The organism is Rhodococcus sp. NPDC004095, assembly GCF_053604015.1.
This window is the reverse complement of sequence record NZ_JBSGGS010000009.1, coordinates 90,516-105,319: the sequence shown is the minus strand read 5'-3', so window position 1 is coordinate 105,319 and position 14,804 is coordinate 90,516. Positions and strand designations below refer to the sequence as shown.

General features: G+C 69.5%; 10 protein-coding genes. 7 read left to right on the top strand and 3 right to left on the bottom strand.

Annotated elements, in window-relative coordinates; translation table 11 throughout:
* Window positions 1-180 precede the first annotated feature (180 nt).
* The 6 genes from gltB (at window position 181) to ACWEPG_RS18450 (ending at window position 11,840) form a co-directional block, all read left to right on the top strand.
* A complete protein-coding gene (gene gltB / locus ACWEPG_RS18475) occupies window positions 181-4,758 on the top strand; it encodes a glutamate synthase large subunit (RefSeq protein WP_452594957.1) in 4,578 nt (1,525 codons plus the stop codon).
* Window positions 4,751-6,256 carry a glutamate synthase subunit beta gene (locus ACWEPG_RS18470; protein WP_450135130.1) on the top strand — a complete coding sequence of 502 codons (1,506 nt, stop codon included), beginning with the start codon at window positions 4,751-4,753 and terminating at the stop codon, window positions 6,254-6,256. Before gltB ends, ACWEPG_RS18470 begins: the two co-directional genes overlap by 8 nt.
* Before the next feature lie 115 nt (window positions 6,257-6,371).
* Window positions 6,372-7,793 (top strand): pyruvate kinase, encoded by a 1,422-nt coding sequence (gene pyk / locus ACWEPG_RS18465; protein WP_450115510.1) that lies wholly within the window; start codon window positions 6,372-6,374, stop codon window positions 7,791-7,793.
* A gap of 38 nt (window positions 7,794-7,831) precedes the next feature.
* The gene (locus ACWEPG_RS18460) at window positions 7,832-8,716 is read left to right on the top strand and encodes an acyl-CoA thioesterase (protein WP_452595051.1); all 885 of its coding nucleotides are present in this window, start codon (window positions 7,832-7,834) and stop codon (window positions 8,714-8,716) included.
* Between the two features lie 44 nt (window positions 8,717-8,760).
* Entirely contained in the window at window positions 8,761-9,897 is a 1,137-nt protein-coding gene (locus ACWEPG_RS18455; protein ID WP_452594956.1) for a cation:proton antiporter, read from the top strand.
* A gap of 89 nt (window positions 9,898-9,986) precedes the next feature.
* Window positions 9,987-11,840: an ABC transporter ATP-binding protein/permease gene (locus ACWEPG_RS18450; RefSeq protein ID WP_450115508.1), complete on the top strand. Its 1,854-nt coding sequence runs from the start codon at window positions 9,987-9,989 to the stop codon at window positions 11,838-11,840.
* A 35-nt stretch (window positions 11,841-11,875) separates the two neighbouring features.
* Here the strand turns inward: ACWEPG_RS18450 and ACWEPG_RS18445 are convergent, their stop codons facing one another.
* Together ACWEPG_RS18445 and ACWEPG_RS18440 are read right to left on the bottom strand one after the other, a co-directional pair.
* Complete coding sequence (locus ACWEPG_RS18445) at window positions 11,876-12,022, bottom strand: hypothetical protein (RefSeq protein ID WP_450115507.1); 147 nt, start codon at window positions 12,020-12,022, stop codon at window positions 11,876-11,878.
* A gap of 465 nt (window positions 12,023-12,487) precedes the next feature.
* Window positions 12,488-12,709 carry an SRPBCC family protein gene (locus ACWEPG_RS18440; RefSeq protein WP_452594955.1) on the bottom strand — a complete coding sequence of 74 codons (222 nt, stop codon included), beginning with the start codon at window positions 12,707-12,709 and terminating at the stop codon, window positions 12,488-12,490.
* Window positions 12,710-12,831: 122 nt separating this feature from the next.
* Here ACWEPG_RS18440 and ACWEPG_RS18435 point away from each other — a divergent pair, with 122 nt between their 5' ends.
* A complete protein-coding gene (locus ACWEPG_RS18435) occupies window positions 12,832-13,911 on the top strand; it encodes a phosphatidylinositol-specific phospholipase C domain-containing protein (protein ID WP_452594954.1) in 1,080 nt (359 codons plus the stop codon).
* Window positions 13,912-14,001: 90 nt separating this feature from the next.
* On the opposite strand, the gene ACWEPG_RS18430 is transcribed toward ACWEPG_RS18435, so the two are convergent.
* Window positions 14,002-14,763, bottom strand: a complete 762-nt coding sequence (locus tag ACWEPG_RS18430) for an SDR family NAD(P)-dependent oxidoreductase (protein ID WP_450115504.1) — start codon at window positions 14,761-14,763, stop codon at window positions 14,002-14,004.
* Window positions 14,764-14,804 lie beyond the last annotated feature (41 nt).

The window sequence follows — 14,804 nt, the reverse complement described above, 5'->3', positions numbered from 1 at the left end:
TGAACGGAGGCACCGAGCTGATTTCGACTCCCGAACAGCCCCTGGACCTCGGCGTCTGCGCTGTTAAACTGGGCGCACCCGAGTGTGACGCTCGGCAGCTCCCACACCTGTGCGCCACACCGGATGCCTCCGGCTCATGTGCCCCGTGCCCATGCGCTGACCACCGCGTGGAGGTGTCAGGTGCTGTTCTCCCAGATACCCGAGCCGCAGGGCCTCTACGACCCGGCGAGCGAATCCGACTCCTGTGGTGTCGCGATGGTCGCGGACATCCACGGCCGCCGCACGCACGACATCGTCACCGACGGACTCCTCGCCCTGGCGAACCTCGAACACCGCGGCGCGGCCGGGTCGGAACCGAACAGTGGCGACGGCGCAGGGATCCTGCTGCAGTTGCCCGTCGAGCTGATCAGCGCGGTCGCGGGCGTCGATCTCCCGGACCCGGATCGAGACGGTGGTACCTGTTTCGCCACCGGGATCTGTTACCTGCCGCAGGATCCGGCCGCGCGCCGAGCGGCCGTCGCCCGGGTGGAGGAGATCGCCGCCGAGGAACACCTCGAGGTTCTCGGGTGGCGGGAGGTGCCCGTCGACCCGGACGGCGCCGACGTCGGTGCCGCTGCCCGTGCCTGCATGCCGTACATGAGTCAGTTGTTCGTCGCCGCCCCCGCCGGACCGGACGGCCGGCGCCCGGCCGGGCTCGACCTGGACCGCCTGGTGTACCCGCTGCGCAAACGGGCCGAGCAGGTCCCCGCGGACGTCAGCGAGGGCGTGTACTTCCCGTCGCTGTCCGCCCGGACCATCGTCTACAAGGGCATGCTCACCACCACCCAGCTGCCCGCGTTCTTCCCGGACCTGCGGGACGAGCGGTGCCGCAGCGCCATCGCGCTCGTCCACAGCCGCTTCTCCACGAACACCTTCCCGTCGTGGCCGCTCGCGCACCCGTTCCGGTACGTGGCCCACAACGGCGAGATCAACACCGTGCGTGGCAACCGGAACCGGATGCGCTCACGGGAGGCGATGCTCGCCTCCGACCTGATCCCCGGCGACCTCGGCCGGCTGTTCCCGATCTGCACGCCCGACGCCTCGGACTCCGCCTCCTTCGACGAGGTGCTCGAGCTGCTGCACCTCGGCGGTCGCAGCGTCGAACATGCCGTGATGATGATGATCCCGGAGGCGTGGGAGAACGACCTCGCGATGCCGCCCGCCCGCCGGGACTTCTACCGCTATCACGCGTCGCTGATGGAACCGTGGGACGGTCCGGCGTGCGTGACGTTCACCGACGGCGTCCGCGTCGGCGCCGTCCTGGACCGCAACGGGCTGCGTCCGGGACGCTGGTGGCAGACGGCGGACGGTCGGGTCGTCCTGGCCAGCGAGTCGGGGGTGCTCGACATCGAGCAGTCGCGAGTGCTGGCCAAGGGTCGACTCGAACCCGGCCGGATGTTCCTTGTCGACACCGCCGAGGGACGGATCGTGCCGGACGCCGAGATCAAGCTGTCCCTGGCCACCGAGCAGCCCTACGCGGAGTGGCTGTACTCGGGGCTACTCGGTCTCGACGAGCTGCCGCCGCGGCCGCCCATCGTTCACCCGCACGAGTCGGTGGTGCGCAGGCAGGTCGCGTTCGGCTACACCGAGGAGGACCTGCGGATCCTGCTCACTCCGATGGCGGCGAGCGGCGGCGAAACCCTCGGGTCGATGGGCACGGACACTCCCGTCGCGGTGATGTCGCAGCGTCCGCGGCTGCTCTACGACTACTTCGTCGAACTGTTCGCGCAGGTCACGAATCCGCCGTTGGACGCGATCAGGGAGGAGGTGGTCACCTCGCTGACCCGGGTGATGGGCCCTGAGCAGAACCTGCTGCACCCGACCGCCGCGTCGTGCCGACAGATCGTGTTGTCGTGGCCGGTGCTCGACAACCACGCGCTGAGCAAGATCATCCACATCGACGACGACGGCGACCACCCCGGGCTGGCCACGACCGTGCTGCACGCGCTGTACGACGTCGACGGCGGCGGCGAGGCCATGGCGGCGGCGATCGAGGACCTGCGTGCCCGGGCGAGCGCGGCCATCGCCGCCGGCTACCGCACCCTGGTGATCTCCGACCGCGACTCCGACCACACGCGGGCGCCGATCCCGTCGCTGCTGGCGGTGTCCGCGGTGCACCACCACCTCATCCGCACCAAGGAACGGACGAAGGTCGCCCTGGTGGTGGAGACCGGAGACGCCCGCGAGGTGCACCACGTGGCACTGCTGATCGGGTTCGGGGCGGCGGCGGTCAATCCGTACCTGGCGATGGAGACGATCGAGGACCTCGTCAGCGAGGGCGAGCTGACCGGCCTCGAACCGGCGGTCGCGGTCCGCAACTACCTGCACGCGCTCGGCAAGGGCGTGCTCAAGGTGATGTCGAAGATGGGCATCTCCACCGTCGGGTCCTACACGGCCGCGCAGGTTTTCGAGGCCATCGGCCTGAACCGGGATCTCGTGCGCGAGTACTTCCGCGGCACCACGTCAACCCTGGGTGGGGTGGGTATCGACGTGCTGGCCGACGAGGTGGCGGACCGGCACCGGCAGGCGTATCCGGACAACCCGACCGATCGCGCGCACCGCCGCCTCGACGTCGGCGGCGAATACCAGTTCCGTCGCGAGGGGGAACTGCACCTGTTCACCCCGGAGACCGTGTTCCTGCTCCAGCACGCCACCCGGACCGGCCGCCGCGACGTGTTCACCCGCTACAGCGAGGAGGTCAACGCCCTCGCCGAACGCGGCGGCACCCTGCGCGGGCTGTTCCGATTCCGGGAGGGCGCCGCCCCACCGGTCCCGCTGGAGGAGGTCGAGCCGGTCGAGGCCATCGTCACCCGGTTCAACACCGGCGCTATGAGCTACGGCTCCATCTCCGCGGAGGCCCACGAGACCATGGCCGTCGCGATGAACCATCTTGGTGGACGGTCGAACACAGGGGAGGGCGGCGAGACTGCGGACCGGCTGCACGACCCCGTCCGGCGCAGCGCCGTCAAGCAAGTCGCCAGCGGCCGATTCGGGGTCACCAGCGACTACCTGATCGGTGCCAGCGACATCCAGATCAAGATGGCGCAGGGCGCCAAGCCCGGCGAGGGTGGACAGCTCCCGGCGTTCAAGGTGTATCCGTGGATCGCGACCACCCGGCACTCGACGCCCGGCGTCGGGTTGATCTCCCCGCCGCCGCACCACGACATCTACTCCATCGAGGACCTCGCGCAGCTGATCCACGACCTGAAGAACGCCAACGAGAACGCCCGCGTCCACGTCAAGCTCGTCAGCTCCGTGGGGGTCGGCACCGTCGCCGCGGGGGTGTCCAAGGCGCACGCCGACGTCGTGCTGATCTCCGGCAACGACGGCGGCACCGGGGCGTCGCCGCTGACCTCGCTCAAGCACGCCGGTGCGCCGTGGGAGATCGGCCTCGCCGACGCCCAGCAGACCCTGGTGCTCAACGGACTTCGCGACCGGATCACCGTGCAGTGCGACGGTGGCATGCGCACCGGCCGGGACGTGATGGTCGCGGCGCTGCTCGGCGGCGAGGAGTACGGCTTCTCCACCGCGCCGCTCGTTGTCGCCGGGTGCATCATGATGCGCGTCTGTCATCTCGACACCTGCCCGGTCGGGGTCGCCACCCAGAACCCGGTGTTGCGGGCCAGGTACACCGGCAAACCGGAATTCGTGGAGGAGTACTTCCGGTTCGTCGCCGAGGAGGTCCGCGAGCACCTGGCCCGGCTCGGCCTGCACAGTCTCGACGAGGCGATCGGCCGGGCGGACCTGCTCGAGACGGCGGTGGGTGTGGCGCACTGGAAGAACCGCGGTCTCGACTTGTCGCCGATCTTCCGGATCCCCACCGGCCCCGACGGTGCCCCTCTGTCGCAGCGGCGGCGGGTCCGCGACCAGGACCACGGACTCGCACACGCTCTGGACCGCAGCCTGATCCAGCTCGCGGAGGGCGCGCTCGAGGACGCCCACCCGGTGCGGCTGCAACTGCCGGTGCGCAACGTCAACCGCACGGTCGGCACCCTCCTCGGCGCGGAGGTGACCCGCCGCTTCGGCGCCGCCGGCCTGCCCGACGACACCATCGTCGTGGAGCTGACCGGATCGGCGGGGCAGTCGCTCGGCGCGTTCCTGCCGCCGGGGATCACCCTCGAGATGATCGGTGACGCCAACGACTACGTCGGCAAGGGGCTCTCCGGCGGCCGGATCGTGATCCGGCCCGCCGCCGACGCGCTGTTCGAGGCCGAGGAGCAGGTGGTCGCCGGGAACACCATCCTGTACGGGGCGACGTCCGGGGAGGCGTACCTGCGGGGCCAGGTGGGGGAGCGGTTCTCGGTCCGCAATTCGGGCGCCACCGCGGTCGTCGAGGGTGTCGGCGACCACGCCTGCGAGTACATGACGGGCGGGCGGGTGGTGATCCTCGGGCCGACCGGACGGAACCTGGCGGCGGGCATGTCCGGCGGCATCGCCTACGTGCTCGACCTGGACCGGACGCGGGTGAACACGGCGATGGTCACCCTCGAACCGCTCGATCCGGACGATCTGGACTGGTTGCGTGGCGCCGTCACCGTGCACCGCGACCGCACCGGTTCGCCCGTCGCGGCCTCGGTGCTTGCCGACTGGCCGCGGCGCAGCAGCCTGTTCACCAAGATCCTGCCCGTCGACTACCGGCGGGTGCTCGAGGCGAGCCGTCTCGCCCGCGCCGAGGGACGCGACGTCGACACTGCGATCATGGAGGCGGCACGTGGCTGATCCGCACGGCTTCCTGAACGTGCGCAAGCAGGAGGCTCCGAAACGCCCCGTCGCCGAACGGGTTCGGGACTGGCAGGAGGTGGGCGCCGCCCAGTCCGCCGCGGACCGGGCGCGCGAGATCGCCGACCAGGCGACGAGGTGCATGGACTGCGGCATCCCGTTCTGTCACTCGGGAACCGCGGGCTGCCCGCTGGGGAACCTGATCCCCGAGTGGAACGACCTGGTGCGGCGCGGGCGCTGGTCCGCGGCGGCGGACCGCCTGCACGCGACCAACAACTTCCCGGAGGTTACGGGGCGGATCTGTCCGGCGCCGTGCGAGGCCGCATGCGTGTTGTCGATCGCGGAGAACGACACCGGCGGCAGCGTGACCATCAAACGGATCGAGCAGGCCATCGCCGACGCGGCGTGGGAGTCCCGAGCGGTCACCCCCCAGCCCGCGACGGTCAGCAGCGGCCGGGCGGTGGCCGTGGTGGGTTCCGGACCGGCCGGCTTGGCCGCGGCTCAGCAGCTGACCCGGGCGGGACACGACGTCACCGTCTTCGAACGAGACGACCGTCTCGGCGGACTGCTCCGCTACGGCATTCCCGCCTTCAAGCTGGACAAGGGGGTGATCGACCGGAGGATCACCCAGATGCGCGACGAGGGAACGAAATTCGTCACCGATTGCGAGGTGGGAGTGGATCTGACGGCCGAGCAGTTGCGGGAGCGGTTCGACGCCGTCGTACTCGGCGTCGGTGCGCTGCGCGCCCGGGACAACACCACCGTCGAGGGGCGGGGCCTCGAAGGCATTCACCTGGCGATGGAGCATCTGGTGCTCGCGAACCGCGAATGCGAGGGGGACGGGGTGAGTCCCGTCACCGCGCACGGCAAGCACGTGGTGATCATCGGCGGCGGCGACACCGGTGCGGACTGCCTCGGCACCGTGCACCGGCAGGGGGCGCTGTCGGTGACCCAGCTGGACTACCACCCGGAGGCGCCGGTCGTGCGGGACGAGGAACGGTCCCCGTGGCCGTCGTGGCCCATGGTGCTGCGCACCTCGCCCGCTCATGCGGAGGGTGGTGAGCGGCGTTACGAGGTTGCGGTGCAACGCTTCCTGGGTGACGAGTCCGGCCACGTCCGGTCCATGGTGCTGGCCGAGGTGCGGGTCACGCGTGACGATCAGGGGCGTCGGCACATCGCACCGATCGGCGAGGAGGTGGAATTGCCTTGCGATCTGGCGCTTCTCGCGATCGGTTTCGAGGGGGTCGAACACGAGGAGTTGCTCGAGGGGCTCGGCCTCGGATTGACGCCCCGCGGTGTGCTGGCGTGTGGCCCGGACTGGCAGACCAGCGCTCCCGGGGTGTTCGTGTGTGGTGACGCGCATCGCGGTGCGTCACTGGTGGTGTGGGCGATCGCCGAGGGTAGGGCGACGGCTCGCGCCGTTGACGAATTCCTTACCGGGCATTCGGATCTCCCGTCACCCGTGCATCCGACGTCGCTGCCGCTCGAGGTTCTGTGAAAAGTGGATGACCTGCAGGTTAACGGCCGTTGAGTGTATTTTGTTCGCACGCTTGTGAACGGATTTGCGGGGGTGCAAATGGAACTGAATCGGTTCACGGACTAGGGTTGAGCGCGTGACCCGACGGACAAAGATTGTGTGCACCCTGGGCCCCGCGGTGGCCACCGAACAGAAGATTCGCGAACTCGTTGAGAGCGGCATGGATGTCGCCCGGCTCAACTTCAGCCACGGTGAGCATGCCGATCACGAGAACAACTACCGCCTCGTCCGTGACGCGTCCGATGCCACCGGCAAGGCCGTCGGCATCCTGGCAGACCTGCAGGGTCCGAAGATTCGGCTCGGGCGTTTCGCGACCGGATCGACGGTGTGGGAGAACGGCGAGGAGGTCCGGATCACCGTCGACGAGTGCGACGGCACCCACGACCGGGTCTCGACGACCTACAAGGAACTCGCGGCCGACGCCAAGGCCGGCGACCGGCTGCTCGTCGACGACGGCAAGGTCGGCCTCGAGGTCGTCCGCGTGGACGGCAACGACGTGGTCTGCCGCGTGACCGAGGGCGGACCGGTCAGCAACAACAAGGGCGTCTCCCTGCCCGGCATGAACGTCTCCGTGCCCGCGCTGTCGGAGAAGGACATCGCGGACCTCGAGTTCGCGCTGCGGCTCGGTGTCGACTTCATCGCCCTGTCCTTCGTGCGGTCGCCCGCGGACGTCGAACTGGTGCACGCGGTGATGGACCGGGTCGGCCGCCGCGTCCCGGTGATCGCGAAGCTCGAGAAGCCGGAGGCGATCGAGGCACTCGAGGCCGTCGTCCTCGCGTTCGACGCGGTGATGGTCGCTCGGGGTGACCTCGGCGTGGAGCTGCCGCTCGAGCAGGTCCCGCTGGTGCAGAAGCGGGCCATCCAGATCGCCCGGGAGAACGCCAAGCCGGTGATCGTGGCGACGCAGATGCTCGACTCGATGATCGAGAACTCCCGGCCCACCCGCGCCGAGGCGTCCGACGTCGCGAACGCCGTCCTCGACGGCGCCGACGCGGTGATGCTCTCCGGCGAGACGTCGGTCGGCAAGTACCCGATCGAGACCGTCGAGACCATGGCCCGCATCGTCGAGGCCGTTGAGACCGAGTCGACGCGGGTGCCCCCGCTGACCCATGTGCCGCGCACCAAGCGGGGAGTGATCTCCTACGCCGCCCGCGACATCGGCGAGCGCCTCGACGCGAAGGCGCTGGTCGCGTTCACTCAGTCCGGCGACACGGTGCGCCGTCTCGCGCGGCTGCACACCCCGCTGCCGCTGCTCGCGTTCACCCCGCTGCCCGAGGTGCGCAGCCAGCTCGCCCTGACCTGGGGCACGGAGACGTTCCTGGTTCCGCCGGTGTCGACGACCGACGTGATGATCGGTCAGGTCGACACGGCGCTGCTGTCCCTCGGCCGGTACAACAAGGGCGATCTCGTGGTTATCGTCGCCGGATCGCCGCCCGGCACCGTAGGCTCCACCAATCTGATTCACGTCCATCGGATTGGGGAAGAGGACCATAGGTGAGTGATGCGGGTGCCGGCAGCGAGGTCGTGACGGACCGGTTGGAAGATCCGGAGCGAGCGGAAGATCTCGAAACCCTGCTGGGTCTACTCGATCTCGAGCAGACCGGTGAGGACACGTTCCTCGGCCGGCATCCGTCCCGCAGGGGGATCGGCAGCCGCACCTTCGGGGGGCAGCTGGTCGCGCAGTCGGTGATCGCGGCCGGACGTACCGTCGACGGCAACCGCCCGCTGCACGCGATCAACGTGCACTTCATCCGCGGCGGCGACGTGAAGGAACCGATCGAGTACCGCGTCGCGCGGTTCCGCGACGGGCGCGCGCTGGCGAACCGCCAGGTCACCGCCCTGCAGGACGGACGCGAGCTGTGCGTGGCGCTGGTCGGGTTCCAGGAACACGGCCGCGGGCTCGAACACGGGGCGCCGTTGCCGGACGTCCCGGACCCCGAGACGCTGCCGTCGGTCGGCGAACTGCTCGTCGGCTTCGAGGACGTCCTGCCGCACTTCGTCGGCGCGCTGCGGCCGATCGAGATGCGGTACGCCAACGACCCGTCCTGGATCCTCAAGGGCACGGGCGAGACACTCGGCCACAACCGGGTCTGGATGCGCACCGACGGGCCGCTGCCGGACGACCCGCTGCTGCACGCCGCGGCGCTGGCCTACGGTTCGGACACCACGGTGCTCGACTCGATCATCACCACGCACGGCCTGTCCTGGGGGCTGGACCGGATCGTCGCGGCCACCGTCAACCACTCGATCTGGCTGCACCGGCCGTTCCGGTTCGACGAGTGGACGCTGTACGCCACCGAGTCTCCCGTCGCCGCCGGATCCCGCGGACTGGCGACCGGACGCTTCTACTCCCGGGGCGGCGACCTGCTCGCAACGGTCGTGCAGGAAGGGATGATTCGGCACTTCCCGAAGCGGAGCTGACACCCTCCCGGAGGGGCGTGACGGGACACCTACCGGGAGGGAACATGGGATTCGGGACACTGGCCCTCGTCTCGTTCGTCGCCCTGCTCGGCCCACTGCTCGCGGTGCGCCGGACCTGGAACCTGCCGGTCGTCCTCGGCGAGCTCGCGGCCGGAATGCTGATCGGGACCAGCGGGGCACACCTGATCGACCCGACCGATCCGACCCTGACGTTCCTCGCGGACGTCGGTTTCGCGCTGGTGATGTTCGTCGCGGGCACCCACGTCCCCGTCCGCGACGCCTCGATCCGCCCCGCATTGCGGCGCGGCCTGCTGCGGGCGGTCGCGGTCGGGGTGCTGGCGGTACCGGTCGGGATCGCGCTGGCAGCCGCGTTCGACACCCAGTTGGCCGGCCTCTACGCAGTGCTCGTCGCGTCCTCGTCGGCGGCGCTCGTGCTCCCGATCGTCGACTCGCTGCGCCTCGGCGGGCCGAAGGTCGTCGACACCATCGCACAGGTCGCGATCGCCGACACCGCCTGCATCGTGGCGCTGCCGCTCGTCATCGACCCGGGACGGGCGCCCCGGGCGGCGGTCGGTGCGGTGGTCGTCGCGGTCGGGGCCGCGGCCGTGTTCCTGTGCTTCCGCTGGCTGGTTCGTACCGGACTGCAGGAGCACATCCACCGGGAGTCCGAGCAGCGGCGGTTCGCGCTCGAACTCCGGGTGAACCTGGTGTTGCTGTTCGGTCTGTCCGCGCTCGCGGTGTCGATGCACGTGTCGGTGATGCTGGCGGGATTCGCGCTCGGCCTGGCGCTGGCAGGGGTGGGGGAGCCGAGGCGGCTGGCGCGCCAATTGTTCGGTGTCACAGAGGGATTCCTCGGTCCACTGTTCTTCGTCTGGCTGGGTGCGTCCCTCGACCTGAGGGCGCTCGTCGACCACCCGTCGTATGTCGGCCTCGGCGTGTGCCTCGGGGTGGCGGCCGTCGCCGTGCACGCGGTGGCCCGGCTGTTCGGGCAGCCGCTGCCGCTGGCCGCACTCTCCGCGGCCCAGCTCGGGATCCCGGTCGCGGCGGCCACCGTCGGCACCCAGCTCGGGCTGTTCGCCGCAGGCGAGGCCCCGGCGCTGCTGCTCGGGGCGCTGGTCACGATCGGGATCGCCGCCGTCGCGGGAGGTCGCGCGGCGCGGCGGGGACTGGTGCGGTCCTGATCCGCCCACCTCCGCTTGTGCGGACGGGATGACTCGCCCGGCGTTAGACTTCGCGCACGCACTTCCCACCGCAGGAGGAGGGGTCGCGAATGTCCGGATCTTCGTCGCTGGACTGGAATCACGAGTTCTGGAGCAGTCTGCGGTGGACCCTCGAGGCGTTCGGGATCTCGGCTGTCTGCTTCGTGATCGTCGCCGCACTGCTGCTGCGCTACACCCGGTGGGGGAGACAGTTCTGGCGGATCAGCGGCGCCTACTTCACCGGCCGCGACAGCGCACCGGTGTGGGGACTGCTCGCGCTGGTGCTGTTCATGACCGTGTTCGCGGTGCGGATGACGGTGCTCTTCTCGTATCAGGGCAACGACATGTACACCGCACTGCAGTTGGCGGCGCAGGGCTTCGCGCAGGGGGACACGGCCGCACTCGACGCGGCCGAGTCGGCATTCTGGACGAGCATCGTCATCTTCGCGGTTCTCGCCACCATCCACGTCGCGCGCTCGCTGTTCGACTTCTACATCGGCCAGGCCTTCGACATTCGCTGGCGCCGCTGGCTCACCGACCACGTCACCACCGACTGGCTCCACGGACGCGCGTTCTACCGCGACCGGTTCGTGGACGACACCATCGACAACCCGGATCAGCGGATCCAGCAGGACATCACCGATTTCGTGCAGATCTCCCGATCGCTGTCGATGGGTGCGGTCGGTGCGGTGGTCTCCCTCGTCTCGTTCACGAAGATCCTCTGGGACCTGTCCGGGCCGATGACGGTGTTCGGCACCGAGGTCCCGCGGGCGATGGTGTTCCTGGTGTTCGTGTACGTCCTGATCTCGACGATCGTCGCGTTCTGGCTGGGTCGGCCGCTGATCCAGCTGAACTTCTGGAACGAGCGGCTCACGGCCAACTTCCGCTACGCGCTCGTCCGGGTGCGCGACGGTGCCGAGAACGTCGCGTTCTACCGAGGTGAGGGCGTCGAACGCCGCGGCCTGCTCGCCCGCTTCGCCGCGGTCCTGCGCAACTACTGGCGGATCGTCTTCCGGACCCTGAAGTTCAACGGCTGGAATCTCGGCGTCAACCAGATCGCGGTGGTGTTCCCGATCCTGATCCAGGCGCCACGGTTCTTCGCAGGCACGATCACCCTCGGCGACGTGACGCAGTCCGCCACCGCGTTCGGCCAGGTGCACGATTCGCTGTCGTTCTTCCGCGAGTCCTACGACACCTTCGCCGGCTACCGCGCCAGCCTGATCCGTCTGGACGGCCTGCGCCGCGCCAACCACATCTCTCGCGAGATGCCTGCTCTCCAGGCAGTGGATCTGGACGACGCGCTCGAACTCGACGGCGTGCACGTGCGCACACCGGACGGCACCCCGCTCGTCACCGGCCTGGATCTGACCATGGCACCGGGGGATGCACTCGTCGTCAAGGGGCGGTCGGGCAGCGGCAAGACGACGTTGCTGCGCAGCCTCGCCGAGATGTGGCCGTACACGGAGGGGCGGATCCGTCGACCGGCCGGTGAGCAGACGCTGTTCCTGTCGCAGATGCCGTACCTGCCACTGGGTGACCTGCGCACCGCGGTTGCGTATCCCGGCTCGGCGGACGACCTCGACGACGAAACCATTCGGACCGTTCTGCGAAAGGTGCAACTGGGCAACCTCGTCGACCGGCTGGACGAACAGCAGGACTGGGCGAAAGTCCTCTCGCCGGGTGAGCAGCAGCGAATCGCGTTCGCGCGCATCCTGCTGCTGCGGCCCGCGCTGGTGTTCCTCGACGAGGCGACCTCCGCGGTCGACGAGGGTCTCGAGTACTCGCTGTACGACCTGGTCCGCACCGAGGTCCCCGCGTGCATGCTGTTCAGCGTCAGCCACCGCAGCACCGTCGACCAGCACCACACCCGTCAGCTCGAGTTGTCGGGCGACGGGGCGTGGCAGTTGTCGACGGTGTCGGTGTAGCCGAGGTCGGTTGTGGTGCCGGGTCCGGCCCGGACCTAAGGGCGCCAGCCGGCGGGCATGTGCTCGTCGGCGAATGCGAGCTTGATCCGGATCAGCTCGGACCGGTTGGGTTTGCCGGACTTCATCAACAGGCCCTCGATCGCGGCCTGCTGGTCGTACTGCTGAATCTGGTTCGCGTCCATCTTCACCCCGACCAGGGGTCGGACCGGGCCCGGCCTAGGCATGTCGCCCGTACATGTGTCGTGTCGCGCTCATCTGTGACCTCCCCGAGGATCGACCGCGCCGTGGGTGGGATGCGTGCCGTGCTGATGGTGTCGGATGCGAAACCACCGTGTTGGCAAGCAATGTAGCGAACCGGACAGACCGAATAGTTGGTTTGACACTTTTTCCTGGACGAGTGTCCGATCGGCGGGAATTGGCGGTCCGGGCCCGGGGCCCCGATCGGGGCCGGACCGACAACGAGTGGGCGGACATCGAAACCCTCGGCGGGAGCCGGGAACACCGTGGTCGGACGGCATGACTCTGTGCGGCGGGACCCATGTCGCCAGCGTGACGGACGTCGACCCGATGAGCGTGCCGACTCGTCCTCGCGGACGCGAATCAGGACCGCTCGGCGCGCGCGGCGATGTCCTGCAGATCGTCCGTCATCACCTTCCTGGTGGCCACATCTCCTCGGTCGCCTCCTTGCCGAACATGCGCCGGGTCTCGCGCCACCGGGTGCCGACGTCGTATCCCGCACCCTCGACGCGCTCGACACGGGTGACCCCGGAAAGGGTGGCCTCCGCCGCGTCGAGATCGGTGAGCACCGCCCACACCCGTTCCGGTGTCGCCGCGACCTGTCGAGTCAGTCGAATCTCGTTGGTGGGCAAGCGCAGCTCCTCGTGCGGTGTCCGTTCCGCTCCGGTGTCGCCGAACGCGCCCCCGTGGGACGAGGTTGCTCGTAGGCTGCGCGAGGCGTTGTCGTCCGAGCGTAGAGGGTGGTCTGGCCGTGGTGGCGCATGTGGTAGGACGGGTGCTGGTGGTGTCTGCGGTCGTGGCGATGGTGTCGGCACCTGCGTCGGCCGCCGCCGACAGCGGCCCGGAGGTGGGTGGCCTGCGTTACGACCAGACGACGTCGGTCGGAGTGCACAACACCTACGAGAAGGCGACCTACCCATATCTCGTCGATGCTCTCGATGCCGGTGCCGCGCTCATCGAGCTCGACGTGTGGACGAACGGCGGCGGGACGGGCTGGCGTGTGTCGCACCAGAATCCGCTGGCGAACGACAACAACTGCGTGGGTGGTGGATCGGTCGACGGGCGAACCGGGCCGCGGGACGGTGACCTCGGCGCCTGCCTGACCGACCTGCGCACCTGGCACGACGCGAACCCGACTCACCGCCCGGTGCTGGTGAAGATCGAGATGAAGGACGGGTTCGACACGGCACCGGTCGGGGGTTCGACGGGGTCGGGAGGTTCGGCCGGAATCGCGCGCGGGCCGGCCGAATTCGATGTCCTCGTGCGGGAGCGACTCGGCGATGCGGTGTACACGCCTGCGGATCTGCTCGGCGATGCCGCCACCCTCGACGACGCCGTCCGCGAGCGCGGCTGGCCGGCCCGCGACGAACTCGCGGGCCGGTTCGTGATCGACCTGATCCCGGGCACCGTGGAAGAGGTCAATCCGCTCGACGACCTGTGGACCGACCGCGAGTACGCCACGCACCTGCGCGATCTCGCCGCGTCGGGCGACCTGGCTTCCGCCGTCGCATTTCCCGCCGTGAACGGCGCCGCGCCCGGCGATCCGCGACTGCGGTACGCGGACGCCTCGTTGCGGCCCTGGTTCGTGGTGTTCGACGGGGATGCGTCGAGGTACGTCAACGGCAACATCGACACCGGGTGGTACCGGGACAACAACTATCTGCTGGTGATGACCGATGCGCACAAGGTGTCCCCGGCCATCGACAGCCGCACACCCGATCCGGTGGCGGCGTCGGCGCGGGTCGAGGAGCTGGCGGGCCGGTCGGCGAGTGTGATCACCTCCGATTGGGCGGGGCTGGCTTCGGTGCTGTCCCGGGTCGACGTACGTCGGTGACGTTCGTGCCGGTCGGCGCACGGTGGTGGCGACGGTCGCCCCCGCAACACGTCTGCTGCCGGGGCGGATTCGGTGCCGTCCGGGCGCCTTCTAGGTGATCGTGAAACCGCCGTCGACGGCGATGGTCTGCCCGGTCACGTAGCCGCCGGCGTCCGACGCCAGCCAGACCAGGGAGGCGGCCAGTTCCGCCGGATCGCCGGTGCGGCCCAGTGCGATCCGCGAGGCCTGGCTCTCGAGGTAGCCGGGCTGGTAGCTGTCGGTCATCTCCGACTCGAAGAACCCGGGGGCGATCGCGTTGACGCGGATGCCCTTTCGGGCGCCCCACTGCTGGGCGAGGTCACGCGTCAGGCCGACGATCGCGGCCTTGCTGGCGCTGTAGGCCGCCTGCGGCAGCTGTGCGGTGGTCAGGCCGAGGATGCTCGCGATGTTCACGATCGAGCTGCCCGGCTGCATCACCCGGCCGCACGCCTGCGCGCACCAGTACGAGCCGTTCAGGTTGATGTCGACCACCGACCGGAACTGTTCCGGGGTCTCGCGGGTGGCCGGAACCGCGGTGCCGATGCCGGCGTTGTTGACCAGGACGTCGACCCGGCCGAATTCGGCCATCGCGGCGTCGACCATGGCCTGGCACTGTTCGGGCGAGGTGACGTCGGTGGCGACGGTCAGGGCGCGACGGCCGGTCGCGCGCACCAGATTCGCGGTGTCCTCGAGCTTCTCGGCGCGGCGGGCCGCGAGGACGACGTCGGCGCCCGCCTCGGCGCACGCTTGCGCGAAGGCGACACCCAGCCCGGAGGACGCGCCGGTGACGATGACGACCTTGTCGTCGAGACGGAACTTGTCGAGCACGGACATGTGGCTACCTTTTCCTGCCTTGGTCGCAAGCCGTCAGCTGA

What these genes read in the sequence shown, in the direction of transcription:
- ACWEPG_RS18445 (WP_450115507.1), bottom strand. Translation starts at nt 12,022, where the DNA reads ATGGACGCGAACCAGATTCAGCAGTACGACCAGCAGGCCGCGATCGAG.
- ACWEPG_RS18430 (WP_450115504.1), bottom strand. Translation starts at nt 14,763, where the DNA reads ATGTCCGTGCTCGACAAGTTCCGTCTCGACGACAAGGTCGTCATCGTC.
- ACWEPG_RS18455 (WP_452594956.1), top strand. Translation starts at nt 8,761, where the DNA reads ATGGGATTCGGGACACTGGCCCTCGTCTCGTTCGTCGCCCTGCTCGGC.
- ACWEPG_RS18450 (WP_450115508.1), top strand. Translation starts at nt 9,987, where the DNA reads ATGTCCGGATCTTCGTCGCTGGACTGGAATCACGAGTTCTGGAGCAGT.